At 65.5% G+C, this 25,760-nt stretch carries 20 protein-coding genes and 1 tRNA gene; 6 read left to right on the forward strand and 15 right to left on the reverse strand.

Going from position 1 to position 25,760, the window contains the following annotated elements:
* Nucleotides 1-18 precede the first annotated feature (18 nt).
* The 7 genes from ACGVWT_RS02195 to ACGVWT_RS02225 form a co-directional block, all read right to left on the reverse strand.
* Complete coding sequence (locus ACGVWT_RS02195; RefSeq protein ID WP_315461244.1) at nt 19-636, reverse strand: TIGR02281 family clan AA aspartic protease; 618 nt, start codon at nt 634-636, stop codon at nt 19-21.
* The gene (locus ACGVWT_RS02200; protein WP_315461243.1) at nt 633-1,397 is read right to left on the reverse strand and encodes an MBL fold metallo-hydrolase; all 765 of its coding nucleotides are present in this window, start codon (nt 1,395-1,397) and stop codon (nt 633-635) included. Before ACGVWT_RS02200 ends, ACGVWT_RS02195 begins: the two co-directional genes overlap by 4 nt.
* On the reverse strand, nt 1,394-2,170 hold the full coding sequence (locus ACGVWT_RS02205) for a TatD family hydrolase (RefSeq protein ID WP_315461397.1): 777 nt from the start codon (nt 2,168-2,170) through the stop codon (nt 1,394-1,396). Before ACGVWT_RS02205 ends, ACGVWT_RS02200 begins: the two co-directional genes overlap by 4 nt.
* Complete coding sequence (metG, locus tag ACGVWT_RS02210; protein ID WP_315461242.1) at nt 2,170-3,723, reverse strand: methionine--tRNA ligase; 1,554 nt, start codon at nt 3,721-3,723, stop codon at nt 2,170-2,172. The genes ACGVWT_RS02205 and metG overlap by 1 nt, the downstream gene beginning before the upstream one ends.
* A gap of 43 nt (nt 3,724-3,766) precedes the next feature.
* The gene (locus tag ACGVWT_RS02215; RefSeq protein WP_315461241.1) at nt 3,767-4,741 is read right to left on the reverse strand and encodes a DNA polymerase III subunit delta'; all 975 of its coding nucleotides are present in this window, start codon (nt 4,739-4,741) and stop codon (nt 3,767-3,769) included.
* Between the two features lie 13 nt (nt 4,742-4,754).
* A complete protein-coding gene (locus ACGVWT_RS02220) occupies nt 4,755-5,921 on the reverse strand; it encodes a D-alanyl-D-alanine carboxypeptidase family protein (RefSeq protein WP_116461183.1) in 1,167 nt (388 codons plus the stop codon).
* A 72-nt stretch (nt 5,922-5,993) separates the two neighbouring features.
* On the reverse strand, nt 5,994-7,022 hold the full coding sequence (locus ACGVWT_RS02225; RefSeq protein WP_394425203.1) for a lytic transglycosylase domain-containing protein: 1,029 nt from the start codon (nt 7,020-7,022) through the stop codon (nt 5,994-5,996).
* Between the two features lie 110 nt (nt 7,023-7,132).
* Between ACGVWT_RS02225 and ACGVWT_RS02230 the strand changes: the two genes are divergently transcribed.
* Nucleotides 7,133-7,222: transfer RNA gene (locus tag ACGVWT_RS02230), tRNA-Ser, on the forward strand.
* 259 nt (nt 7,223-7,481) lie between these two features.
* Here the strand turns inward: ACGVWT_RS02230 and ACGVWT_RS02235 are convergent.
* From ACGVWT_RS02235 to ACGVWT_RS02245, 3 genes are all read right to left on the reverse strand, one after another.
* On the reverse strand, nt 7,482-9,269 hold the full coding sequence (locus ACGVWT_RS02235) for an adenylyl cyclase (RefSeq protein WP_315461239.1): 1,788 nt from the start codon (nt 9,267-9,269) through the stop codon (nt 7,482-7,484).
* Nucleotides 9,270-9,750: 481 nt separating this feature from the next.
* Nucleotides 9,751-10,530 (reverse strand): beta-carotene 15,15'-dioxygenase, Brp/Blh family, encoded by a 780-nt coding sequence (locus tag ACGVWT_RS02240; RefSeq protein WP_315461238.1) that lies wholly within the window; start codon nt 10,528-10,530, stop codon nt 9,751-9,753.
* Nucleotides 10,531-10,601: 71 nt separating this feature from the next.
* Nucleotides 10,602-11,315, reverse strand: a complete 714-nt coding sequence (locus ACGVWT_RS02245) for a bacteriorhodopsin (protein ID WP_315461237.1) — start codon at nt 11,313-11,315, stop codon at nt 10,602-10,604.
* A gap of 296 nt (nt 11,316-11,611) precedes the next feature.
* Between ACGVWT_RS02245 and ACGVWT_RS02250 the strand changes: the two genes are divergently transcribed.
* Complete coding sequence (locus ACGVWT_RS02250; protein ID WP_315461236.1) at nt 11,612-11,989, forward strand: hypothetical protein; 378 nt, start codon at nt 11,612-11,614, stop codon at nt 11,987-11,989.
* Nucleotides 11,990-12,141: 152 nt separating this feature from the next.
* On the opposite strand, the gene ACGVWT_RS02255 is transcribed toward ACGVWT_RS02250, so the two are convergent.
* Complete coding sequence (locus ACGVWT_RS02255) at nt 12,142-13,377, reverse strand: DUF2254 domain-containing protein (protein ID WP_315461235.1); 1,236 nt, start codon at nt 13,375-13,377, stop codon at nt 12,142-12,144.
* Nucleotides 13,378-13,557: 180 nt separating this feature from the next.
* On the opposite strand from ACGVWT_RS02255, the gene ACGVWT_RS02260 reads away from it, so the two are divergent.
* Nucleotides 13,558-14,289: a YihY/virulence factor BrkB family protein gene (locus ACGVWT_RS02260; protein ID WP_315461234.1), complete on the forward strand. Its 732-nt coding sequence runs from the start codon at nt 13,558-13,560 to the stop codon at nt 14,287-14,289.
* Nucleotides 14,290-14,362: 73 nt separating this feature from the next.
* On the opposite strand, the gene ACGVWT_RS02265 is transcribed toward ACGVWT_RS02260, so the two are convergent.
* From ACGVWT_RS02265 to ACGVWT_RS02275, 3 genes are read right to left on the reverse strand one after another with little or no spacing between them, the layout of a single operon-like run.
* Nucleotides 14,363-15,319, reverse strand: a complete 957-nt coding sequence (locus tag ACGVWT_RS02265) for a hypothetical protein (RefSeq protein ID WP_315461233.1) — start codon at nt 15,317-15,319, stop codon at nt 14,363-14,365.
* A gap of 59 nt (nt 15,320-15,378) precedes the next feature.
* Nucleotides 15,379-16,290 carry an alpha/beta hydrolase gene (locus tag ACGVWT_RS02270; RefSeq protein ID WP_315461232.1) on the reverse strand — a complete coding sequence of 304 codons (912 nt, stop codon included), beginning with the start codon at nt 16,288-16,290 and terminating at the stop codon, nt 15,379-15,381.
* A 23-nt stretch (nt 16,291-16,313) separates the two neighbouring features.
* Complete coding sequence (locus ACGVWT_RS02275) at nt 16,314-18,392, reverse strand: glycoside hydrolase family 3 C-terminal domain-containing protein (RefSeq protein ID WP_315461231.1); 2,079 nt, start codon at nt 18,390-18,392, stop codon at nt 16,314-16,316.
* Between the two features lie 245 nt (nt 18,393-18,637).
* Between ACGVWT_RS02275 and ACGVWT_RS02280 the strand changes: the two genes are divergently transcribed.
* Together ACGVWT_RS02280 and ACGVWT_RS02285 are read left to right on the forward strand one after the other, a co-directional pair.
* Nucleotides 18,638-20,986: a TonB-dependent receptor gene (locus ACGVWT_RS02280; protein ID WP_394425208.1), complete on the forward strand. Its 2,349-nt coding sequence runs from the start codon at nt 18,638-18,640 to the stop codon at nt 20,984-20,986.
* A gap of 64 nt (nt 20,987-21,050) precedes the next feature.
* Complete coding sequence (locus tag ACGVWT_RS02285; RefSeq protein ID WP_315461229.1) at nt 21,051-21,698, forward strand: TetR/AcrR family transcriptional regulator; 648 nt, start codon at nt 21,051-21,053, stop codon at nt 21,696-21,698.
* Between the two features lie 254 nt (nt 21,699-21,952).
* On the opposite strand, the gene ACGVWT_RS02290 is transcribed toward ACGVWT_RS02285, so the two are convergent.
* A complete protein-coding gene (locus tag ACGVWT_RS02290) occupies nt 21,953-24,061 on the reverse strand; it encodes a prolyl oligopeptidase family serine peptidase (RefSeq protein WP_315461228.1) in 2,109 nt (702 codons plus the stop codon).
* Between the two features lie 64 nt (nt 24,062-24,125).
* On the opposite strand from ACGVWT_RS02290, the gene ACGVWT_RS02295 reads away from it, so the two are divergent.
* The gene (locus ACGVWT_RS02295; RefSeq protein ID WP_315461396.1) at nt 24,126-25,547 is read left to right on the forward strand and encodes an MFS transporter; all 1,422 of its coding nucleotides are present in this window, start codon (nt 24,126-24,128) and stop codon (nt 25,545-25,547) included.
* Nucleotides 25,548-25,760: the final 213 nt, after the last annotated feature.

A 25,760-nucleotide genomic window follows, 5' to 3' on the forward strand; every position in this document is an offset into this window, starting at 1 on the left:
TAAGATTGATAATATACATTATGTAAATTTCTGGTGATGGTGTGGTACGAGGATCAGCGTGTTGCCCTCCACCCGCCACGATTTCAGCTTCGACAGGAAATTCATGCCGAGGACGTCGGTGTCGCCGAACGCGGGCGATACGACCACCGGCAAATCGCGCGCGACGATATCGCCGAGTTTCAGATCTCGCACTGTCGCGCTCCGCGCCTGGATACGTCCGTTTGCCGTATTGAGCACGATCGGGATCAGGCTGTCCCTCACGTCGAGTGACGCCGCCGTCGCGGTTTCTGTCGACAATGCCGTCAGGGTCGCTCCGCTATCGACGAGCATGCGCCGGTTCACGCCATCGATCGTCACTTTCGCCCAGAAATGCCCGTCGGCAGACATTCTGATGCGGGTCTCCTCGCCGACGACATTCTGGTCGTCCAGTTTCAGCAGCCGCGTAACATATTGCAGATACGGGTCGAACCGCTCGCGCTCGGTGATCACCACCAGCAGCAAGCCTGCGATCACCGCCCAACTGACCAGCGACAGGACGACCCGCAATACCGGCACTCTTCGAGCGATCAACGCCGAGATCGGCAGGATGAGCAGCAGCAGATAGATGACCGCCTGGCCGCCGGAGTCGAGGTTCATAAGACGAATTCTAATCCATCGTAGCCGGGTTCGACGCCGGACGGCAGATCGCGGACCAGCGTGGCGTAATCCATGCTCTGGTCCATGTGTATGAAGGCTGACCGTTTCGGCCCGAGCTCTGCGATCCAGTCGAGCACCTCCGGCACGTGCGGATGGGTCGGATGCGGCGCATAGCGGAGCGCATCGACGATCCAGACGTCGAGCCCGGTGTAAAGCGCGCGCATCGCCGGAGTCAGTTCGTGAAAGTCGGTAGCATATCCCACCACCGCGCCACCCGCAGAAAAGCGTAGGCCCGCCGAGGTGATATGGCCATGCGGCTGATCGACCACGTCAATCGTGATCGCACCGATCGTCAGCCTGTCCGGTAACACAGCGCTCTCCACCGTTGGCGGATAGCCCTGACGGCCGGCGAAGACATAGGCAAACCGATCGCGGAGCGCGGCGAGCGTGCTCGTCCTGGCATATCCCGGGACCGGCCGGCGCATAGCATGGAAAATCTGTCGAACGTCGTCGATGCCGTGACAATGATCGGCATGATCGTGCGTCCAGAGGATCGCATCGACCGTCGAGACATCCGCTGCGAGCAATTGCTCGCGCATATCGGGGCCTGTGTCGATCAGGATACGCGTGTCGTCGTGCTCCACGAGCAACGATACGCGCGTACGCCGGTTGCGCGGTTCATTGGGATCGCAGGCGCCCCAGTCGTTCCCGATCCGCGGCACGCCAGATGACGTGCCCGAGCCGAGAATGCGGACTTTCATGCGCGCGCCTTGTTGAACAAGGTAAAGAAGTTATCCGCGGTTCGTGCCGCTAACTCTTCGATGGGCTCGCCGCGAAGCTGAGCGAGGAAGGTCGCGGTGTCCGCGACGAAAGCAGGCTCGCCCTGTTTGCCGCGATGCGGCACCGGCGCCAGAAATGGGGCGTCGGTTTCGATCAGCAGCCGTTCGATCGGCAGCCGCGCCGCCGTCTCTTGCAGGTCGCGAGCGTTCTTGAACGTCACGATCCCAGAAATCGAAATGTAGAACCCCAGCTCTAGCGCCGCATCGGCAAAGGCGCCGCTCGCGGTGAAACAGTGGATGACGCCCGTATAGGCCCCCTGCTGCATCTCGTCCCGCAGGATTGCCAGCGTGTCCTCTTCCGCATCGCGGGTATGAACGATCAGCGGTAGCCCGGTTTCGCGACACGCTCCGATATGGCTACGAAAGCTGGCCTGTTGGCGGGCACGATCGGAGTGATCGTAGTAATAGTCGAGGCCGGATTCACCGATCCCGACGATGCGCGGGTGCGCCGCCCGGTCGACGAGGCGCGCGATGTCCACGTCGGGATGTTGATCGGCTTCGTGCGGGTGGATGCCGATCGAGGCCCAGACGTCGGGTTCGCGCTCGGCCGTAGCCACGACCGCGTCCCATTCGCTTTCGCGCGTCGAGATGTTCAGCATCGCCCCCACCCCACGCGACCGCGCGCGAGCAAGCACGTCACCCTGCTGCTCGAACACCCCCTTGTAATTGAGGTGGCAGTGGCTGTCGGCGAACATCATGCTTCGGCGGCAGGCAGTTCGAGCCGCGGGAAGACCGGCGACGGGGGGGCGATCGTAAAGCCTGTGGCCTGCTGTCGGGCATACCAACCATCGTCGTCGATCGCGGCATGGTCACGCTCGACCGCGCCGAGCTGATCCAGCACCTTCCCCGCCGACTGCGGCACGACCGGCAGGATCGCGATCGCCAGCATACGGATCGCCCGCACCAGCGTGCCGAGCACCGCGTGCATCCGTTCGGGATCGGTTTTGCGCAGCGCCCAAGGCGCTTGAGCGTCGATATATTGATTGCAAGCGAAGACGCCGCGCATCCACGCCTCGATCCCCTGGCTCAGCATCAGGTCGTCGAATGCCGTGCGAAGTCCGGCGCAGGCGACGACCATCTCCTCGATCAGCATCGCATCCGCCGGATCGCTGCGACCGGCCTCCGGCAGCGCGCCATCCAAGTTCTTTGCGATGAACGAGAGCGTGCGCTGTGCCAGATTGCCGAAGCTGTTGGCGAGTTCCGCATTGACCCGGGTCACGATCGCCTCGGCCGAATAGCTGCCGTCCTGCCCGAAGCTGACTTCGCGCAGCAGGAAATAGCGGACCGCATCGACGCCGAACGCATCGGTCAGCTCGTCGGGGCTGACGACGTTGCCGACAGACTTCGACATCTTCTCGCCCCGGTGGAGCACGAAGCCGTGCGCGAACACCTGCTTCGGCAGCGGCAAGTTCGCCGACATCAGGAACGCCGGCCAGTAGACGGTGTGGAAGCGCGTGATGTCCTTGCCGATCAGATGCAGATCGGCGGGCCAGAAGCGTGCCATCGTCTCGGCATCGTCGGGATAACCCGCACCAGTTAGGTAATTGGTCAGCGCATCGACCCACACGTACATGACGTGGCCGGGGCTGTCGGGCACCGGCACCCCCCAGTCGAAGCTGGTGCGCGAGACCGACAGGTCCGACAGACCGCCCTCGACGAAGCGCATCACCTCGTTACGGCGCGCCTCGGGCCGGATGAAATCGGGGTTGGCGGCGTACAGCTCGAGCAGCGGCTGCTGATACTTCGACAGGCGGAAGAACCACGTCTCTTCGGCAGTCCATTCCACGGGCGTACCCTGGGGCGACAGCTTGGCGCCCCCTTCCCCCTCGACGAGTTCCTTCTCGTCGTAAAAGGCTTCGTCGCGCACCGAATACCAACCCTCATACCGATCGAGGTACAGGTCGCCCGCATCGCGCATCGCCTGCCAGATCGCCTGGCTGGCAGCATAGTGACCGGGTTCGACGGTGCGGATGAAACGGTCGTATGAGATGTTGAGCGTGTCCGCCATCCCGCTGAAATATGACGACATCTCGTCGGCGAAGGCACGCACGTCGATGCCGCGGGTGCGCGCGGTCTGCGCCATCTTCAGCCCGTGCTCGTCGGTGCCCGTCTGGAAGCGCACGTCGCGCCCCGCCTGCCGCTGGAAACGCGCGATCGCATCCGCGGCGATCATCTCATAGGCATGGCCGATGTGCGGACGGCCGTTGGGGTAGTGGATTGCGGTGGTGATGTAATAGGGATCGGCCATAGCGCGCTTCCCTAGTCCATCGATCCGGCGAGGTGAAGCGGCGTCAGCGCAGCCGCGCGACGATCGCCGCCATCTCGAACACCGTCGCCTGAGCATCGAGCGAAAGGCCCATCGCTGCGCCGGCGAGGTCGCGCGCAGCAGCCTGGGCGTCGAGTGCGGTTTTCAGCCGCTTCCCCGCCCGTCCACGGGCTTCGCGCGCAATGATCGCGGGAACCCGATCCAGGAATACTTCGTAACGCGCGGCATTCCCCTTTCCCGCTAGCGCCTTGGCAAGCGCCGCGCGGCGCGTGTTCATAGGATCCCCGTCGGTGGCGATCGCGGCGATCGCGGTATCGAGGCCGGCAACGTCAAGCCCCGCATAACGGATCGCGCGGCCCGGCGAGCCCTCCCCCGCCGCGATCAATGTCCCGATCTCGTCGCCGTCCGCATCGGGCAACGCCTCGTGCAGCGCACGGCGCATGTCGCCTTCGTCGAGTGCGGCGAAGCGCAGGACCCGGCATCGTGATCGGATGGTCGGCAGCAATCGTCCGGGGGCATGGCTCACGAGCAGGAACACCGTCCCCACCGGCGGCTCCTCCAGGTTCTTGAGCAGCGCATTGGCGCCGTTGCGCTCGAGATCGTCCGCCGCGTCGATGATGACGACGCGGCGCGCGCCCATCGACGGCGTCGTCGCGAACATCAGTTGCAGGCTGCGCACCTGCGCGATGCTGATCGACCGCGCGATATCCTGGTCGGACTTGTCGGCATCCTTCGGCAGACGGCGCAGGATGCGTAGGTCGGGGTGCGACCCGGCGTCGACCAGCGCCCGCGTGGGGTGATCGTCTGGCACGATCAGTCCCGGCGCGCTGACGCCGCTCGCACTTGCCTCGGCGAGCATGCGCAACGCCGCCATCTCGGCGAAGCGTGCCTTGCCCACGCCTTGCGGCCCGACCAACAACCAGGCGTGATGCAGCACACCGCTACGCAGGGCGGCCGTAAAGGCCTCCTGCGCTTCGGCATTACCGAACAACGCGGTCATCGCGGTCGCGCGATCAACCGAAGAACGAGGTCAGCCCCGCCCAGGCGCGACCGAAGAAGCCCGCCTGACCGACATCCTTGTCGGCGACGAGGGGCAGACGCTGTTCGGGCAGGTCAGGCGACGTCACGACGAGGTCGGCGATATGCTGGCCCTTGGTGATCGGCGCCTTGATCGGGCCTTCGTAGACGACCTTTGCGCTCATCTGCGGCACGGCGCCGGCGGGCAACGTGACGGTCAGCTGGCGCGGGGCGACGAGACCGACGTTGCTGGAGCTGCCCATCTGCACTTCGGCCGTGGACACTTGCTTGCCCGCCGCGACGACGGGCTTCGCCTGCCAGGCGCGGAAGCCCCATTCCATGAAGCGCACCGATTCCTCCGCGCGATCCTTGGACGACGTCAGCCCGGCGACGACCATCACCAGACGGCGGCCGTTCTGCTCGGCGGAGCCGGTGAAGCCGTAACCGGCCTCTTCGGTGTGGCCAGTCTTCAGGCCGTCGGCGCCGGCGACGCGGCCCAGCAACGGATCGCGGTTCGCCTGCGTAATGTCGGCCCCGGCGCCCAAAGTCTTGCCCCAGGTGAAGTTCGGCAGCGAGTAGAAGCGCTTGTAGAGATCTGGGAAGTCCTGGATCGTGGCGGTCGCGAGATGGGCGAGGTCGCGCGCGGTGACGTAGGTCACGCCATTGTCCGGCCAGCCGTTGGCGGTGCCGAAATGGCTGTTGGACAGACCCAGACGCTTCGCCTGCGCGTTCATGCGGTCGGTGAAGGTCTGCTCGGTGCCCGAAATGCCCTCGGCCAGCACGACGCAGGCGTCGTTGCCCGACAGCGTGACGATGCCCTTCAACAGGTTTTCAACGCTCACGTTTTCGTTGGGCGACAGGAACATGGTCGATCCCGCCTGCGGTCCGTGCCACTTCGCCCAGGTTTCGGGGCGGACGGTGATCATCTGGTCGAGCTTCAGTTCGCCCTTCTTGATCATGTCGAACGCGACATAGACCGTCATCATCTTCGCCATCGACGCCGGCGGCATGCGGCGATCGGCGTCACGCTGGTACAGCACCGCGCCCGACGACAGATCCTGCATGAAGGCGATCGGTGCGATGCCCTGGAACTGCGGCGCCGCGGCGACGGAGGGCATGGCGAGCGCGACGATGGCGAAGGGAGCGGCGATCAGCGGTTTCATGACGTCGGGTTCGGCTTTCAGCAGGGTAATAGGGGTGGAATGGGTCAGGCATAGCGCCGCAACTGCGCCGCGTCAGCCCTCAACCGCGTCCGCGAGCAGGCCGACGGACAGCGCGTAGAAATTCGAGCAATTGTAATCGAGAATCACACGGTAGTTGCTGGTGAGCAGATAGGCGGTGGCGTTGGGACCATCCGGCTCGATCAGCGTCGCCTGCACGCTGTCGGCGGGCCAACCCCTGCCCTGCGGCACCAGGCCCAGCGCGCGCCATTCCGCCATCGTCCGCCACTGGCTGTGCCGCTCGAACACGCGCGGACAGCGAGGCGATACCATCCGTGTCGTCAGGGCGGCGCGGTCGAAGCCGGCGGGGACGCGCACCGCGATGCCCCAGGGCTGACCCGGCCGCCAGCCGGCGTTCTCGAAATAATTGCCGATCGATGCGAGCGTATCGGCCGGGCTGGTCCAGATATCCGCGCGGCCATCGCCATCGCCATCACGGGCGAGACGCAGATAGACCGAAGGGAGGAACTGCGGATTGCCCGTGGCGCCCGCCCAGCTGCCCTTCAGTCGCTCGCGCGGGATGCCACGGTCGAGAATCTTCAAGCCCGCGATGAACTCGCTCGCGAACAGCTCGCGTCGGCGGCCCTCGTACGCGAGCGTCGCCAGGCTGCGGAGCAAATCGAAATTGCCGGTATAGGCGCCGTAATTTGTCTCATGCCCCCAGATCGCGACCATGATCGATTCGGGGACGCCCGTCTCACGCTCGACGCGGGCGAGGCGCGCCCGCTGCGCCTGATAGGTGCTCCGCCCGCGGCCGATCCGCGCGGCGTCGACGTGACTGATCCGATAGGGCGCGAAGGGTGGTGTCGCGGTGCGACCCGGATTGCCCGGCTGCGCGCGGTCGAGCTCGATCGTCCGTTCGCTCAGCGTCAGGGTCGGAAACACTTCGTCGACTGTCCGACGCGTGACACCCTCGGCTAACGCCTGTGCGCGCAGGGTGCCGAGATAGGACTGGAAGCCCTGCTCGTCCTGCGCCGCGACCGGTCCGGCCGAAGCCACCGCCAGTATCGCCGCCATCAAACCGGCCTTCAGCCCGCGCGTCATCGGATGCCCCCACATGCACTCGCAGGTGCCACAGCCGGCATCCCGCGTGAACCTCCTATCGTCGCGGGGCTTGCACGGACAAGCGCGGTGCGCGTATTCGGTCCCCGCGCGGAGGGATGGCCGAGTGGTTTAAGGCAGCGGTCTTGAAAACCGCCGTAGGTGGAAGCCTACCGTGGGTTCGAATCCCACTCCCTCCGCCATTTTAGTACCCGAGCGGGCACGCCGATCCCACCGATTTCCTCCTGGCGCCGCGACCAGCGTCTCGAGCAGGTCGCTTTGGGTTGCACAGCGGCGTTGAATGGCATCACGCGGCAGCTAAGCCTCGCGCGTGCCGACTGACCCGGGATGAACGTTCGTCCGTCTCCCTCGCGCTCCGATGGCTGTCATCCAGTCACCGCAGACGGGCAGCTCACGTAAGCCATTTTGCCGCTGCCACGACCAGACTGTGCGGCCAGGCAGTTAGCCACCACCGCCCTTCACCGATCCACTTGCACGAGTTGCCCGGGCGTCGCCGTATTGCGTCAGCGTCTGGCGGGTGCTGCCCGGCCGAGCGGCCTCTCCCGCGTCGTTGACCAGATGCGCGATCGTGCCCTTGCCGCCGCCCAAAGAGATCGTCGTGACATTCGAGACGCGCACACCCGGCGTATCGGGCACCTCCACCGCGCTTGCGAGCACGATCGACGGATCGGTGGTGAAATTGGCATAGATCCCCATGCCGACCGCCTGATGCTGGCGGACGTGATCTGCAACCTTGTACGCCGCCCACCCGCGCGGCGAATCCGCACGCCAGGCGCGCTGGCTAGGCGGATCATACGGCAATTCGTTCTGGTAGAAGAAGGTGCGGCCGTCCTCGCCATTCCACAACGTCTGCCAGCCCTGGAAATGCTCGACGAACAGACCATAGCAGGTGACATGATCCCCGTTGACGACGAGGCCGTGGGTCGCCCGGCTCTCGTCCCAGCCGACATGGACGCGGCCGCCGTCGCGATCGCCGTGGTCAGCGCGCCAGATCCAGAGATGGTCGCCAATGACGTGGTGGCTGTTGATTTCCAGACAGGTCCCGGCGTTCCCCACGGCAGCCCCGCCGACCCGGAAGAAGAGATCGGCGAGCACCGTCGGATTGTCACGATGATCGCCGTCCGCGCCGCGCGGCCCGATTTGCACCAGTACCGGCGTCATCTGCGGCCCAGCATCGACGAGCAGTCCGGCGATCGTTACCCCCGGCACGTCGGCGACCGTGATGGCAGCTGATCCACCTTCGGCAAGAAGGGTCGCGAGACCTAGGCCGAGGATAACCGTATCGGCCCGCACCACGCGCAGCGGCTCGCGCAGGCGATACACGCCGGGCGTCAACAGCAGATGGCGCCCCGCCGCGAGCGCGCGGTTGATGGTGGCGATTGGCGTGGTCGGATCGGCAATGAGCACCGTGTCCAGCGGCACATGGCGTCCGGCGGGTGCCTGATCCCAGGATATTCCGCGCGCATCACGGCGGAGGGCCGGGACGAAGATCGTCCATTTGCCCCCCGGCCCGACGCACAGGAACGGCTTCTCACGCACCACCGGCACGGTCGCCACCGTCGTATAGGGTGGTGCCGGGAAGGTCGACGCGGGCGCGCCCGCGACACCCATGAACATCATGTTCCAGTTCGATCCCTCCCAGCGCTGCATGCGGCTGTTGCGGGTGAACCATTGCTGCTGCGAACCGGAGCGGATCGTCCCGTCCACCCGGCAGTCCGCCATGAAGCCGCCGCTCGACCAGCCGCCATCGTCCAGGGCCAGGTCGCCGGTCAGATGGATGCGGCGATAGGGCGCAGCCTGCGACACGGCCCAGCGATCCATACCGTCAGGTGGCCGGACCGCCAGATTTTCGACGCCGCGCCAGAAATTGACCAGCGCCATGCCCTTTGCCCAATCCGCCTCGGCATGGACATGGCCGGTCACGGTGACGTCGCCTGGCATGAGGCCCAAACCCGCGACCTGCGTGAAGAAGCCGACGTTGATATCGAGGCGGTGTTTGCCGGGTTTGAGCAGGATCGCACGGCGCCTGTCGGTGAAATGCGCGCGCTCCTGTTGCTTGAACCAGCGGTCGAGCACCGCCTGCGCGCCCGGCACGTCGGCATCGACGACCAGAACGTTTGGACCCAGGTCGGGATCGCGGCGTCTGACGACCGGTGCCGCATTCGCAAGCGTGCCGATCCCGATCGCCGCCATGCCTGCGACCAGTTCCCGACGTGTCGTATTGTGCATCCTGCCCTCCCCTACATTTCGGTGCCGCATCGACCGTCCTGTCCTCTTAGCTTGGCACAAGGCAAACGGGCGTGGCCCACGTGAACGGACAAGTGGGTAAAAGCGCGCTGGCGCGCATATCGTTCACGTTGCGAAAAGCGGGTAGTCCATCACCAGTACAGATCGATGAACGTCTGGCATCGGCGAGACCGATCTGCCCGATGAACGCCATCGCTTGCGCCTGATATAATCGGGGTTGAGCATGAGAAATGGGCTGGGTGTGCAAGACGGGACGGACCTACGCCGTTCTGATGTGTTGCCATGACGGCGATCCGGCGACGTATCGGGTTGATGCGATCGACCTTAAGGTCATAATTCTGATACCCAACGATGATGACCATGATCGCTGGCGTCGCGTACCCACCGGAGAGGGTTTAACGCTGGCAGCGTCGTTTCCTTCTCAGCCGATGGCCGTGATCACCTAGTTTGCCTCCAAGGCATGTCAGGCTGCTTCCGTCCGACGTGCCGAGATCGGTGATCCAACGGGCGACGTATACATGCGAGCCGCAAACCAAGGTGTGATCAGCAGGTGGGGAATAGCCAACGCGGCGATGGCCGCGAACAGCGGCCTAACCCCGGTAGGATCCCAGCTCAGCATTGTGATGCCGATTAGTACGACCAGAAGCACAGCGGCACCCAAGACGGGGCTAACCGCCCGCAAGTACGAGGCAATGGAGAAACAGCGGAGCTGCACTTTGCGCTCGATCGTCTGTGGTAAGGCGTGAAGGACAAGAAAGCCGACCGAAAAGCCGACGAGCGGCGGGAGGAGCAAAAGCGCCGCCGTTCCAAACAGCAGGCGCGTGTCGGTACGCTGAATGCTGAGGATCACCAGCGCACCACCAGCAATTGCGCCGCTGATGGCCAAGGAGCCGGCCATGATGGACGAGACACCCTCCGGCGCACCGGCAGCGAGAAGAATGTTCGACAGCGATGCCACGTGCAGTGTTGCCGGCGTCGCGATCAGGCTCACCCCTCGTGCGACACGTTCAAGAACGCTGCCGTGCGGAGCGTCTTCAAGTCCGAAGTGAACAGCTGATACGATCAGAAATATCGGAAGAGCGATGGCGGGATCCGCAACCCACCACGCAAGACACGCGGCGCCTGCTGTCAGATAGAGCGTCACAAACAACGGGCGCTGTGGTCGAGGCACGATCGCGAGATCGCTGGCGCCGTGAGCCATCCCAATCACACCAACGGCAAGAATCGCGAAGCCGAGCTGCACGGCAAGCGATCCGAAGGAGGCGGCGGTTGCCGCCCCCGCCAGAGCAACCCAACCGGCACCCGAAGCGTGGGTCACTGGAATGAGTCGCGTGCTTCGTCGTGTTGGGTAAGGGCCTTGTCGAGGTTCGACGCGGCATAGAAGGCGTAGACGACCTTCGCGACGACATCCATGACGAGAATAGCCCAGACCGAGGCGCTGTCGGTGATAATCTTCAGCCCTTCGGGCCCCACCGCGAACACGATCGGGTACAGGAACCAGACGACCGTCAAGAACGACACGTTCTTTGTGTAGGCGTCACCCAATGCTTTCCCACGGCTCGTCGCGAGCGCTTTGAGCGGCCCCCATAGCAGATACAGTACACCCACGAAGGCGACGCAGGACCAGCCGAACCAAACCCACTTGACTACCGGAGCGCCTGCGAGCGACGAGATAAGCCCGGTCACGATCATGAGCACGTCGAGCACAATGATCGATGTGAGATACCCTCCGACTTCACCAGTGCGCCCGCGTTCATGGAAAGCGGCCAGCACGACACTAGCCAGCAAAATCGGAGTCGTGATCGACCAGTCGACGTAGCGCGCGAGGTATATCGCGGATCCGTCTGGCTTGATGAGAGTACCGATACCGAACGCCATCGCGAGGTACGCCGTCGCTGCGATGAACGGCACACTGGCGTGCAGCAACGTGTGATGGCCTGACGGATGGGTTTTCTTGCCGGTCGCATAGATAGCCAATGAGCCGAGCGACATGATTGTGAAGCCGGCCAGGAAGGCGGTCTGATCCATGTGGGAGTTCCCCATGTGAAGGGGCGACCCCATGCCGACCCGACCGCCTCAACACCGATTGTATCTTTTTGTGTCCAGACATGACGCTTAATTCATGATCGGCCGTCGCGCGTGGGGATTGTGCGTGGTTAAGGGATGTATCGAAGTAGATTCCGCTGCCCGGACAAATATCTCGGGCAGCGTCACCACGGCGGGGCGGGTCGCACAACACTGCCTCATCGGCACTGACATACCGCGGGGTGACGGTTGAAACCCTTCTAGATGCGCCTCTTTGCCATATGCGCTACGCGCTACAAATGACCGCCCGTCGCCACGCTATTTTGGTCGCTCTGGCATCGCTGACGCCCGCATGCACAGCCGCACCCGCGATCGATGGGCCAGTCGGCATCGGCCAGACGGCGGCAGTCGGTGGACCGCACGTGCGACCCGATCGCGTGATCGAGGACAGCCGCTGCCCGGTCGGCGTCACATGCGTATGGGCGGGCCGGGTCGTTCTGCGGGCGACCGTCAGCGGCGGCTCCTGGTCGAAGCCAATGGACCAAATTCTCGGCGTGCCGGTCGACGTTGCCGACGGCAAGTTAACGCTCGTCTCGGTCGCGCCGGCCCGCAGGAAGGGTGAGACGGCGCGCACCACATCATCTCGCTTCGCCTTCAAGTTCGAGGGCGGACTGTAGCGACAGGAACGGGGCGCTCGCGGCGTCGACGACGCTCGGCGAGCGTCGCAGCATCGCTATTTTGCCGACGCAAGCGCGGTAATTGATACGTCTGGAGCCGTTCGTTCACAGGTGCCCGTGATGATCCCCATCCGAAACTGCCCTCTCTACGCTCAACTCGCCAAGGCGGCCAACGTCCTGGCGACGGCGGCTTGATCGCGCATTTCCCGCTCGACATTCTGTTCCAGCTCGCTGACCAATGCTTGCGTGACCTCTCGCGCGTCGGGAAACGCCTCGCCCAGGGCAGCCAGCACCTTGAACGTGCGTATCGCAATCTCCTCCTCACCCGAACCCTCGCGGATGATCGGCGCGAAGCCGGCGCGAACCAAGTCCTCTACCGACGGCCGCGGCACATATACGGGCGGCAGATCACCGTCCAAGACCATCTCTTTCGCAGGCAATTCGTTCAGGGTCCGCAAGATCGCATTCAGAACCTCTATCGCAGTACCGGGATCGTTGGTGGCAGGGGCAAGCGCCCGCCCCGCAATCTCACCCAATGCGATCAGGCCAAGCCGGGGATCGTGATCAAAATCGCGATGCCGCTCGATCATGAAAGCCTGCGCCAATCTGCGATCCTGCCCGTCTTCAGTGCTGCCGACGACGTGAAGGAGCGGACGCCCCGTGTGTACTAGCGTACCCGGAATGGCCGCCACGTAGATGACCAAGCCAGAGAGCCGGGCTTGTGCTGCGAGACGATCGAAGTCGATATGCGTCACATAGCCGATCGTATCAGACAGGACCGGTCGCGCGCCACTCGGAACTGGTATCGCCGGTCTCCCCCCACCATGGGGGTTGTTGGCGAAAGCCACCATCGCTGACCGCGCCGCGTCCTCGACCCGGTCGATCACGTCCGACATCCGGCCGAAGGCCGCGAGGTGGGCGATCCAGCGCAGGAGGGTCACGACCACGAGCGCCACGAGGAGAATGGTGGCGATCAACAATAGCACGCGTCCCTGCCCGCCATACAACCGCGTCTGCAGGCCAATGATGCCGACGATCGCGAAGATGAACGCGCCGAGAAACGTCGAGAGGGCGTTCTGCGACATGCGATCGGAGATGAGCAATTGCGTCGCGCGCGGCGTCGCCAGCTGGGTCGCCGAGGAATAAGCGCTGACCATCGCCGTCAATGAGAAGGTGGTGACGGCGAGCATCGATGAGGCGATGATCTCCAGCAGGGTGCCGACCGCATCCTGTCCGATATCGCCAGTGAAATGATACGGCACCGCTCGCGCGACGATCCCGGCAAACGCCGCCACCACCACGCTGGCGGCGCTGATAAGCGCTGCCCGGAACCAGATTTTCCGGGCGACACGTCGTACGAGCCAGCCGATGCGAGCCTTGGAGATCACCGGGTCTTCAGTCCTTTTCACAATCGATAGGACCTAAATCGAACGTGATCGTTATGGGTCCGTCACCCGGCCACGGGCGTCGGATCAATCGAAATATGGAGATTGCGTGAGGGTTAGCGGAGCGACCGGCAGGCATCGGCAGGCGGTCCGCCCGGACATGCTGCGCTGGATGGTCCTGTCGTGGCGGACAGTTCGATCGCCTTCGCCGCCTTCCTCGCATTGATCCCGTTGATCGGCCTGATCGCTGATGCCTACGGATTTTTCGTCCCGGCTGAGACGGTCGCACACAATCTGGCGACGTTGACCGCGATCATGCCAGTGGACGCCCGACCGATCGTGTCTAAGGGCCTGCATAACGCGCTGGCGCCGAACAGGGCGTCGCTCGCCGCTTTTGTCCTTTCGATCGGCCTCGCGTTGTTCAGTGCGCGTCGCGCCGGACGGTCGCTGCTTCACGGCATCAACCTTGCGTATCGGATCGAACGGGAGCGCAAGGGCGTGCGCCGGCAGCTCGTGTCGACGGCGCTGGTGCTTTGCTGCGCGGCACTCGTGCTGACCGCATTGATATCCCTGTCCGTTCTCGCGTTCCTGCAAAGCTATGTGCCCGATGGTCTGCCCGGAGCGCGTCTTGTCTCTACGGTCACGCTCTTTGGCGCGTTGACGCTGGGGGCTGGCGCCGGGCTGGTCCTGACCTATCGTTACACTCCGGCGGCGGAGCAGGCGATCCCGTGGCGCCATGCCTTGCCGGGTACGATCGCGGGCGTGACCATGTGGCTCGTCGCGACCACACTGTTCCGGATGGACGGGGCGCGGCGGACGGAACGCGGCACGCCCGACGCCGAATCCACCGTTTGCCCCGTCGCCGATACGACCGTCACCTCGTCCTGCTGCCGAGGCGGCCGGTCCTCGAAATAGCTGCCGATCGCCAAGCCGAACCCGACGACGATACCCACCGCGAGGAGCAGCGACAGCAGCGCCGCCCGGCGTGTCATGGCCGACGGATGTTGCTCAGCACCCCCAGCCATCCCGGCGTGGCCTGCGCCAGCTCGCCGTCGGCCGCGAACGCTGCGGGTCCGTCTGATGCGTCTTGCAGCTTCCACATGAACCAAGCCGTCGGATAGCCAAGCAGCGGATATACGCCGATGTTGCACAGGCCCGGCAGCTCACCGGCCTTGCATCCCGGGTTGCCCTCAATCTCGGTATGCCCCCCGAACGCGATCACGCCCATCGCCTTGTCCACCGCGTTGGACGTCGGCGTGTAATAGCCAAGGTTTGTCGGCAGGCTCGATACCACGTCGAGATCGCCGCCGATGTAGAAGATCGATCCTCGCGTCACCTGCGGCAGCGCGCCGAGGTCGATCGTGCAATTCGCGACCACGCACACGGCACGCAGCGGCGTTTCGATCGGCACATAGGTCTTGAACAGGGGATCGTTGCGCGAAAAGAGCAGCGTCGCTGTTGCCGCCCCTTGCGAATGGCCCGCCAGGCCGATCTTGGCGGCATCGACCTTGTCGAAAAAGACGCTCTGCGGATCGCGCGACAGGCCGAGCAGATAGTGCGCCGTGTCCCTCACCGTGTCGCCCTGCCCGGTCCCGCCGTCGCGCGATCGGATGACGATGAATCCCCAACTGGCGAGGTGCCGGAGGAAATAGGCGTTTTTGTCCGCCGCTACGCTGTCGGCCGTCCCGTTGGCGAAGACGATCACGGGGTGGCGGAAGCCGTCCGCCTGCCCCTTCAGCGGGTTGGAGCCGAGGTCGGAAGGATACCAGATGTCGCAGACATGGCCTTCGCGGTCGCACGGACCGCCCGAGACGCTGGTCGTGGTCGCCCACGGCCCCTCGACGGCGTAGCGCCGCTCGATCGGCCCCTTCGCCTGATAGGTCGCGGCCGTCGCCGACTGGGTCAGCAGCATCGCACTCAACGCACACCATAGCGCCCAACGCATCGTCCCGTCTCCTCGTCAGATGGTCATCCTCTCGCGGCAGTCTCTTGGGACCGCTCGTGTCATGTCGTCAGCCAACCGTGCGTGCCGAGCCAGGTCAGCAGGGCCTGGGTCCAGCCGGAGCTGGTCGTGCCCGACTTGCCGTCAAAGCCGAAGCCGTGGCCGCCATGTTCGTAGACGTGGAGCTCGACCGGCCGCCCGGCACGGCGCCAGCTGTCGGGCAGGCCATATCCCTGCTTGCCGAACAGCTCGTCATCGCTCGCCACGGCGACGAACAGCGGCGGCGCGGCCGGAGCGACGGTGGTCGGCGCCATCGATGGATAGATGGCGGCGAACAGGTCCGGCATCGTGCCCGGTGCCGCCGTCTTCACCAGATCGACGCCCATGATCGCACCTGCTGAAAAGCCCACATAGGCGACGCGTTTGGGGTCGACGCCCCATTGCGCGGCGCGAGCGCGCACCAGCCGCATCGCCGCCTGTGCATCGACAAGCGCCGGCGCGGGTGCGGGAATGTCCGCGCCCCCTTTCGCGCCCGCCACCGCGGCGGCGGCGAAGCGCGCCAGCGCCGCCTGCTTAAACGCGTTCATCGGCGCGGGCGTCGGATCGAGGCGGTATTTCAGGACGAAGGCGGCTATCCCGTGATCGGCGAACCAGCGCGCGGGCTTCATCGCCTCCGCCTCCATCGATTCCATCACGAAACCACCGCCGGGTGCGATGACGACGGCAGCGCCCGTCGCCTTGTCCTTGGCGGGCAGCACGGGCAGCAGCGTCGCGGTCGACACGTTGCGCACGGTGGGACGGCCGGCAAGCGTGAACCAGCTTTCCGGCGGCATGCCCGGCACGCCGCCAGTGCCGAGTGGGATAGCCCCCGACTGCGCCGGCGTCGCCATCGATTCGACCGGAATGCCCTGGCCCGAGGCGGACATAGGGGTAGCAAGCGCGATCAGGGCGCCGAGGATACGGATACGCGACATCGGACGATCCTTTGCTGTGAGTGTCAGCGCCATTGGCGCGCCGGCAGGGTAACGGTGACGACCGGGCCAAGATCGGTGGCAGACCGGCCGAGCGCGAAGCCATAGGCACCCGCCGGCATCGTCCAGCGGCCGTTCCGGCTGTCGGCGAGAAGACGCGGGTCGATCGGAATGGTCGCAGTGGCGGCTCCGCCGGGCTGCACCGCCACCTTGGCAAATCCGGCAAGGCGCAGGGTGCGCCCGGCTGGCGTCGAGACCAGATAAAGCTGCGCGACCTCACTCCCCGCGCGAGCGCCCGTGTTGCGGATCGTGGCAGCCGCGCGCGGACTGGAGCCGCCCATCACCTTCAGCGTGCTATGGTCGAACGTCGTGTAGCTGAGGCCGAACCCGAACGGGAATAGCGGGGTCATCCCCTTACGCGCGAACCAACGGTAGCCGACATCCGCACCCTCGACGTCGTAATCGATCGGATAGCTCTTGCCTGCTGCCAGCCCGGCAGCGAAATCGCGGTCGATCATGCCGACATAGGGCAGCGCCGGCCGCGGCAGTTGCGCGACCGAGGCGGGGAACGTCACCGGCAACCGCCCCGACGGGTTCACATCGCCGAACAGCGTTGCCGCGATGGCGTCGCCGCCTTTCGCGCCGCCATACCAAGCCTCCAGCACCGCAGCCGTCTGATCGAGCCACGGCATCAGCACCGGGCCGCCGGTTTCGAGCACGACGATCGTCTTGGGATTGGCCGCCGCCACCGCGGCGATCGTCGCATCCTGGCCGCCGGGCAGCGACAGGTCGGGCACGTCCGCGCCCTCTGCCATCCACTGCGTTGCGAAGACGATCGCGACATCGGCATGCGCGGCGGCGGCCGCCGCCTCGGCTGGGTAGCGGCCGTCGACGAACGTCACCTTTGCGTTGGGCGCCAGCGCCCGGATTGCGGCGAGCGGCGCGGTGCCGTGGAACGTCTGGTTGTTGTACTTGGCGAGCGGCCCCTCGCCGCCCATCGGCAGCGACACCGCGGGCCCGCCGACCGGCTGCACCTGCGTCGATCCGCCGCCCGACAGCACGCCGGCATCGGCATAGCCGCCGATCACCACGATCGACGCGACATCCTTCGACAGCGGCATCAGCGCGTCGCGGTTGCGCAGCAGCACGATCCCCTCATCCTCGACCGCACGGGCGACAGCCGCGTTGGCGGCGAAGTCGATCGCCCCCCTCACCGGCGGATGCGCATCCAGCCCGACCGCATAGATCGACCGCAGGATGCGCCGGTTCATGTCGGCGACGCGCGCGGCATAGGCCGGATCGCGCGCCGCCGCCGCGGCTAGCGGCGTGCCGAAGAACACCTGCTTGTCGATTTGCGCACCCGATTGCTGGTCGAGCCCGGCCAGCGCGTAATCGACCGCGCCGACCGCACCCCAGTCGGACATTACGAAGCCGGGATAGCGCCAGTCCTGCTTCAGCACCCGGTTGAGCAGATAATCGCTGCCGCATGCCGGCGCCCCGTTGACGCGGTTGTAGGCGCACATCACCGCACCGGGCCGCCCCTGGTCGATCGCGATCTCGAAGGCGAGCAGGTCGCTCATGCGGAAGGCGTCGTCGGTGATCCGGCCATCGACCGCATGCCGGCCCGTCTCCTGCGCGTTGAGCGCGAAATGCTTGACCGTCGACAGGACGTGCTGCGATTGGACGCCGTCGATCGCCGCACCGCCCACCATGCCCGAATGCAGCGGATCCTCACCGAAATATTCGAACGTCCGCCCGTTGCGCGGGTCGCGCATCAGGTTGATGCCCCCGCCCAGCAGCACGTTGAAGCCCTTGGCCCGCGCCTCGCCTGCAATCATCGCGCCACCGCGACGGATCAGGTCCGGGTTCCAGGTCGACCCCATCGCCGTCGCCGAAGGCAGCGCGGTCGCGCCGTCTTTGCGCAGCCCGGCGATATACGACACGCCCAGGCTGGCGTCCGTTTCGATCAGCGCCGGAACGTTCAACCGGGGGATGCCGCTGACATAGCCCGCACCCAGCACGGCCTCGGCGGGTATCGTCACGTTCGGGATCAGCGGGATCGCCCACAGACCATGGGTCAGCACCGTCCGTTCGTCCGTTTGCATCCGTCGTTCGGTGTCCGTGGCACGCCTCTCGGCGGACGCTGCCTCGATCCGCGGTGGCGCCGTTTGCGCTCCGATTGAGCCGGCCGAGCAGAGCAGGACGGCGCAGGCCACAGCGCGTCGGTGCCGAAATGTCATCACATCCTCCCAGATGATGCGCAACTTACATACGAGCTTGACAGTATGTTTTGTCAAGGCGATGCTTAAAGTCAAGCGGCGTGGACCGTGGACTGGGTGAGGATACGACGATGCGTGGATTGGCATTGCTGATGGGTACGAGCGTGCTGGCATGGGCCGGCGGCGCGCAGGCGCAAACGACGCCCCCGCCCGAATCCCAGGCCGCCACGCCAGCGGCCGATGCGACCTCGGCAGACGGCGACATCGTGGTGACGGCGCAGCGCCGTACCGAAAACCTGCGGGACGTGCCGATCGCGATCACGGTGGTGAATGGCCAGTCGCTGCGCGAAACCGGCGCGAACCAGCTGGCCGACATCACGCAGCGCGCCCCCAGCCTGAACTTCACCGCCACCCCCGGCGTGCCCAATTTCGCCATCCGCGGTGTCGGCACCAATTCGTTCGATTACGGCATCGAATCCGCGGTCGGCATCGCCGTCGACGACGTCAACATCACCCTGCCCCGCTACGTGCCGCTCAACTCGCTGGCGGATGTCGAGCGCGTCGAGGTGCTGCGCGGACCGCAGGGGCTGCTGTTCGGCAAGAACACCACCGCCGGCCTGATCTCGATCACCACCGCCCGACCCGAGCTCGGCACCTGGAGCAGCAGCGGCCGGGTACAGGCCGGCAGTCGCGATCAGGTCCAGTCGCAGGCGGTGGTCAACGTGCCCATCGGCGATACCGCGGCGCTCCGCGTCGTCGGCGGCTATCAGTATCAGAAACCGTCGACGCAGCTGGTTGGCCCCGGCCGGCTCGATCCCGTGCGGCGCTGGTTCGGCACGGGCAAATTGCTGTGGAAGCCGACGGATCGCCTCAGCCTGTATGCGATCGTCGACAATCAGAACAACAGCGGGATCGAGGCCTATTCGACAATCCGCAAGTTCGGCGGCAACGATCCGACGCCTATTCCCGCCGCCTTTCGTCCGCTGGCGCCCGCCAATTTCGTGTTCGCGCAGAACACCGCGCTGGGCGTCGTCGCCTCCCCCACCAACAACAAGACCGCGATCGGCAGCACCAACGTCGTGCGCGACGAAAAGAGCTTCGGCGCGCAGCTCGCGGTTAACTACGATGCGGGTCCGGTAGCAATTACATCGGTCACCGCCTATCGCAACCTCAAGGCGCGCGCGAACAACGACGTCGACCAGACGCCGGTGCCGTTCTTCGACACCAACATCGCCAACTCGCAATCCTATCAATTGTCCGAAGAGCTGCGCATCGCCAATGCCGAGCGGGGCGCGATCGACTATACCGCCGGTCTCTATTTCTTCCGCCAGCATATCGACGCGCAGATCCTGCAGGCGGGCACGTTCGGCATCTTCCCCGCCAGCACACCGGTCCGCCTGTCCCCCGTCAACGGGCAGTCGAACTTCGACTACACGACCAAGAGCTACGCCGCCTTCGCGCAGCTGACCTTCAACCTGACGCCGCAGCTGCGTCTCATCGCCGGTGGCCGCTATACCCGCGACGAGATCGATTCGACGACCACCGTGACCGCGGTGCAGGGCGTCTGCAATCTCGTCACGTTCCTGCTAAGCGGTGGACAGCGCTGCATCGGTGCGCTTGCCGCCCCGATCGTGTCGGGCCGCAACGCCGACGGCTTCTCAGGACGCGCGGGGATCGAATATGCCGTGGCGCCGACGGCGAAGCTCTACGCGACCTATACGCGCGGCTATAAGGGGCCGGCGATCAGCTCGGCCGCGGGCGTCGCCTTCGCCGTCGATCCCGAAACGGTCGATGCCTATGAAATCGGCGCCAAGTTCGACGTGCTCGATCGCAAGCTCAGCCTCAACGTCGCGGGCTTTATCAACGACTTTCGCGATTTTCAGGCGCAGGTGTTCGATCCGTCACTCAACGGCGGCCTCGGCTCGTTCCGCACCGGCAACGCGAGCGCGCTCAAGACCCGCGGCGTCGAGGCAGAGGCAATCCTCCGCCCCGCCCGCGGCATCACGCTCAACGGCGGCGTCACCTACCTCGACGCGACCTACGGCAATTACAACGTCGCCTGTTACTATGGGCAGACCGCGGCGCAGGGCTGTTCGCTCGCCGGGCCGAGCTTCAATGCGGCGGGTACGCCGCTCGTCGGCGCCTCGAAATGGACGACCAGCCTTGCCGCCAGCATCGACCAGCCGATCGGCAACGACCTCAAGGTCTTCGTGACCGCCGACTGGCGCTATCGTAGCCGCTTCTATTACGCGATCAACGATCCCAACACGATCCAGCCGGGTTATTCGGTGGTCAACGGGACGATCGGCATCGGTGACATCGGCGATCATGCCCGCTTTAGCGTGTTCGTGCGCAACCTGTTCGACAAGCGCTATGCCGCCGCGATCTTCCCGGGCAACTTCTCGGTCGGCCAATATGTCCAGACGCTGCCCGACAACGCCTTCCGTCGTATCGGCGGTGCATTCGAGTGGCGCTTTTGATGGATACGGCCTTGTCTCGCGCATCCGGACGCGCGCATGCTCGCAGCATGTCGAGGGAGCGAGGATGAGCGGGACGAAGGTGCAGCGGCGAACGCAGGAGCAGCGTACAGCCGATACGCGCGCGGCGCTGTTCGAAGCGGCGGTGCGGGCGATCAGCCAGCTGGGCTACACCCGCGCCAGCAACGCGGTCATCGCCGACGAAGCCGGGGTCAGCCGCGGTGCGATCACGCACCATTTCGCCTCGCGCGCCGCCTTCATCGCCGAGGTGGTGCGCTGGGTCTTCGACGAAGAAGTGCTCGCCTACCGCGAATTACAACGCGAACGGCAGATTGGCTCGCGCGTTTCCGACTGGCCGCGCATATCGTGGGACGTGCTGTCGCGTCCTTCGGGCATTGCGGTGCTTGAAATCTTCGTCGCGTCGCGCAGCGATCCCGAGCTCGCCGTGCTTATCAAACCGGTGCAGACGGCGATCGAGGAACTTGCAGCCAAGGCGTTCCGGGAGCGTCTGGGCACCAACGTCGCCGACAATTCGGCGATTCGCCTCGTGGTCTGGGCAATGCGCGGCATGTCACTGGGCCGCGAGTTCATCGACGATCCGGAAGCGATGATGGAATCGGTCGACCTGCTCGCGTCTCTGCTGGACCGGGCCGCACCGAACGGGACAATAGAGGAAGTGTTGAACGGTTCCGCTCAGTCAAAAGGCCGCACCTGAGCCCGACGGCACATTTCGCTGCCGGTCCCGATCAATCGGGTCGATTGTCACACTGCATGCAACCTGTAAGCCGCGCCGTATCACCGACAGTCCGGTGTACGGGGGTTGAAGCGATTTGAAGGGAGAGTAGTTATAGTTTGAAGGGAGAGTAGTTATAGTACGTAGGCGTCTGTAGACGAGCGCGTGGGCGGCTCGTCCTCTGCAAACACCCCTCCGCCAAGACTCCCCGGCCGAAACCGGGGAGGCGACGGCGATTACTTTGCTGGCTGCGCCGGACCCATCAGCTTCTGTGCGAAATAGGTCATCTGCAGCGCCTGCAGGCGGGCGCCCTGTTCGATGTCGGCATCGCCCGAATGGCCGCCGGCGGTGTCCTCGTAGAACAGATACGGCAGGCCGTATTCCTTTAGGCGCGCGGCGAATTTGCGCGCATGCTGCGGACCGACACGGTCGTCCTTGGTAGTCGTCCAGATATAGGGTTCGGGGTAAGCCACGCCCTTCTTGATGTTCTGGTAAGGCGAGATGGTGCGCAGGAACGCCTTTTCCGCCGGCACGTCGACCGATCCATATTCATCGACCCACGACTTGCCCGCCTCGATCTGTTCGTAGCGCATCATGTCGAGCAGCGGGACCTGAATGGTCACGGCTTTCCAGAGGTCGGGGTGTTGATTGAATTCGACACCCATCAGCAGGCCGCCATTAGAACCGCCGTAAATGCCGAGTTTTTGCGGGCTGGTGAGCCGCCTCGCGAACAGGTCCTTCGCGACGCTGGCGAAGTCGTCGTAGATGATCTGGCGCTTGGTCGTGCGGCCGGCATCGTGCCAGGCGGGGCCGAATTCGCCGCCGCCGCGGATGTTGGCGAGCACGTAGGAGCCGCCACGCTCCAGCCACAGCTTGCCGGTGATCGCCGAATAGGCGGGCAGCATCGGCAGCTCGAACCCGCCATAGGCCGTCATGATCGTCGGCGTGCTGCCGTTGAGCGCAATGTCCTTATGGTGGACGATGAAATACGGGACCTTGGTGCCGTCGGTCGAGGTCGCCTCATGCTGCTCGACCACGAGATCCGCCGAATCGAACTTGGGCGGCAGCGTCTTGACCGGCTTGCCGACGCTCGCCGTCGCGGCATCGAGCGGCAGCAGCGTCGTCGGCGTCAGGAAGCCGGTGACGGTCATATAGCCATGGTCGCTGCGATCGTCGGCACTGGCGACGCCGAGCGAGACGTTGTCCGGCAACGCGATCGGCCGCGCGGTCCAACCGGCCTTGCCCGGGGTGTAGATCGCCGCACGCCCGCGAACGTTGTCATTGTAGATCAGGACGACATGATCCTTGGTCGTCACGACCTCGTCCACCGATTGGCGTGGATTAGGCGCGAACAGCACCGTCGGCGTCACCCGGCCGCTTTCGACCATGGCGAGCGGGGCTGAGGCGACCGAGCCGGCGGCGACGGCGCCCCAGGGATCGCTGGTCTGGAACAGCACCTGCCCCGCGACCATGCCGGCGGGGAAGGTGCGCGCCGGTATGTCGAGCTTCTTGGTGCCCTCCGGGGTCCAGACGTGCGTCTCGCCACCGAAGAAGGTGGTGCGGCGTTCGATCGTGACCAAGCGGTGGCCCTGCCCGTCGGTCATCACGCCGGCATAGGTGCCCAGCTGATCAGTCGGCGCGCCGCGGAAGATTTCCTTGGCGGCATCCAGCGGCTGGCCGCGTTTCACCATCTTGACGACGAAGGGATAGCTCGACCCGGTCATCGTGCCGGCGCCCCAATCGCGGCTGACGAGCAGCGTATCCTTGTCGAGCCAGCTCGCGCCCTGCTTCGACTTGGGCAGCGCGAAGCCGCCCTGGACGAACTGCCCGGTCGCCAGATCGAATTCGCGATAGCTGATCGCGTCCTCGCCGCCTTCAGACAGCGCGACGAGACAGAGGCGCTCTTCGGGATGGAGGCAGCTTGCGCCCTTCCAGACCCACTTCTTGCCCTCGGCCTTGGACAAGGCGTCGAGGTCGAGCGCGGTGGTCCAATTGGGTTGGGGCGAGGCGTAATCCGCTTCGCTCGTCCAGCGCCAAATGCCCTGCGGATGATCGGCGTCGCGCCAGAAGTTGTAGATGCGGCCGAACAGTTGGTTCGGCATCGGGATGCGATCCTTGGCGGAGGCGATCGCCAGCGCGTCGGCGTAAAAGCCCTTGTAGCGCGGATCGCTCTGCAACCGGGGCAGCGTGCGGGCGTTTTCGGCCTCGACCCAGGCGAGCGGCTTGGCGCCGTCCTTGTCTTCCAGCCAGATATAGGGATCGGTATCGGTCACGGGCGTGCTCTGCGCGAAGGCGGAGGTCGCGGCAAGCATGGTGGAGGCGATCAGCAGCGTGCGGACGATCATCGGGGTGGAATCTCCCAGGGGTGCTACGGGCAGCGATGAACCGGTTGTGCCGGGCAACGACGCCATGGGCAAGGCGGGTGCGCGCGAAAGCGGCGATGGCTTGCCCCTGCCCCGCCGCTTCGTGGCAATCGGCGCGGTTTCGGCCGGCACCGCGCTGACGATCATCGATGGCGGCATCGCCACGGTTGCGCTGCCGACGATCGCGACGGATCTGCACGTCGGCAGCAGTGCGGTGGTGTCGGTCGTCACTGTCTACCAGCTGATCCTTGCGATGATGATCCTGCCCTTCGCCGGCCTCGGCGACCGGTTCGGGCTGAAGCGCACCTATCAATTCGGGCAGCTGCTGTTCACGGTGGCGACGGTGCTGTGCTTCTTCGCCAAGAGCCTGCCGTTCCTGCTGGTGGTGCGGGCGGCGCAGGCTTTGGGTGCGGCGGCGGCGTTGAGCGTGTCGTCGGCGCTGATCCGGTCGATCTATCCCTCGTCGCAGCTTGGCCGGGGCCTCGGTATCAACTCGGTCGTCGTGTCGAGCTCGGCCGCGCTGGCGCCCACCTTGGGCGGGCTGGTGCTCGGAATCGCGCCATGGCCGTGGGTGTTCGCGAGCGCTGTGCCGTTCGCGATCATCAGCCTCGTTCTCGGCCGTGCATTGCCGGCGCCGCAGCCGCGCAAGGAACCGTTCGACGTGCTTGGCGCGGTGATGTGCGCGAGTATGATCGGCCTCGTCATTTCCGGGGCGGAAAGCGCGGTGCACGGCGACAGCCCGGTCGTCTCCGCCGCGATCGTCGCGGTCGGCGCCGCGATCGGCTGGGTGTTCATCCGTCGCGAGCGTGGCGAAGCCAAGCCCATCCTGCCGGTCGATCTGCTGGCGAAGCCCGTGATCGCGCTGTCGGCGATCGGCGCCTACACCGCCTTCACTGCATCGATGACGCTGCTGCTGTCGACGCCGTTCCGGTTGACGCACGGCTATGGCTGGAGCGCCGCCGCGGTGGGCGCGGCGATCGCGCCGTGGCCGCTGACCAACATGATCGTCGCGCCGCTGGCTGGCTGGCTGTCCGACCGGGTGCCCGCGGGGCTGCTCGGCGGCATCGGCATGGCGGTATCGATCGTCGCGCTGACGCTGATCGCGCTGCTGCCGGCGGATGCGACCTATATTGATATCGCGTGGCGGATGGCGCTGTGCGGATCGGGGTTCGGGCTGTTCCTGCCGCCCAATGCGCGGCTGATCATCGGTTCCGCCCCGCGCGAGCGGGCGGCGGCGGCCGGCGGGCTGGTCGGCACGGTGCGGCTGGTCGGCCAGACGACCGGGGCCACGCTGGTCGCGGCGCTGCTGGCGATGGGCGTGGGGGCGACATCAACCCCGCCGTTGGTCGCTGCGGGGCTGGCGCTGGTGGCGGGCCTGTGCAGCCTCGCTCGACTGCGCCCGTCGATCCGCAATCCGCGCAGCGACGAGGCGGAGGATGAGCAGCCGGGCACGCAAGTGTCGCGGTAGCGGCATCCGACAGCATTCCATCACCCCGGCCGAAGAGCCGGGGTCCCGCTTCAATACCTGATGCGCGCAAGAAGCGGGACCCCGGGTCAAGCCCGGGGTGACGGGTAGGTTACGACCACAACACCGCCTAGGCCGCTGCAGCTGCGGAATGGCCCGTGGAATGCCTTCCACGCCTTTCGACTGCCGCGCCGGGCTGGCGCTGGTGGCCGCCTG

The sequence above is a fragment of the Sphingomonas sp. S6 genome (genome assembly GCF_043498045.1).
Classification (GTDB): domain Bacteria; phylum Pseudomonadota; class Alphaproteobacteria; order Sphingomonadales; family Sphingomonadaceae; genus Sphingomonas.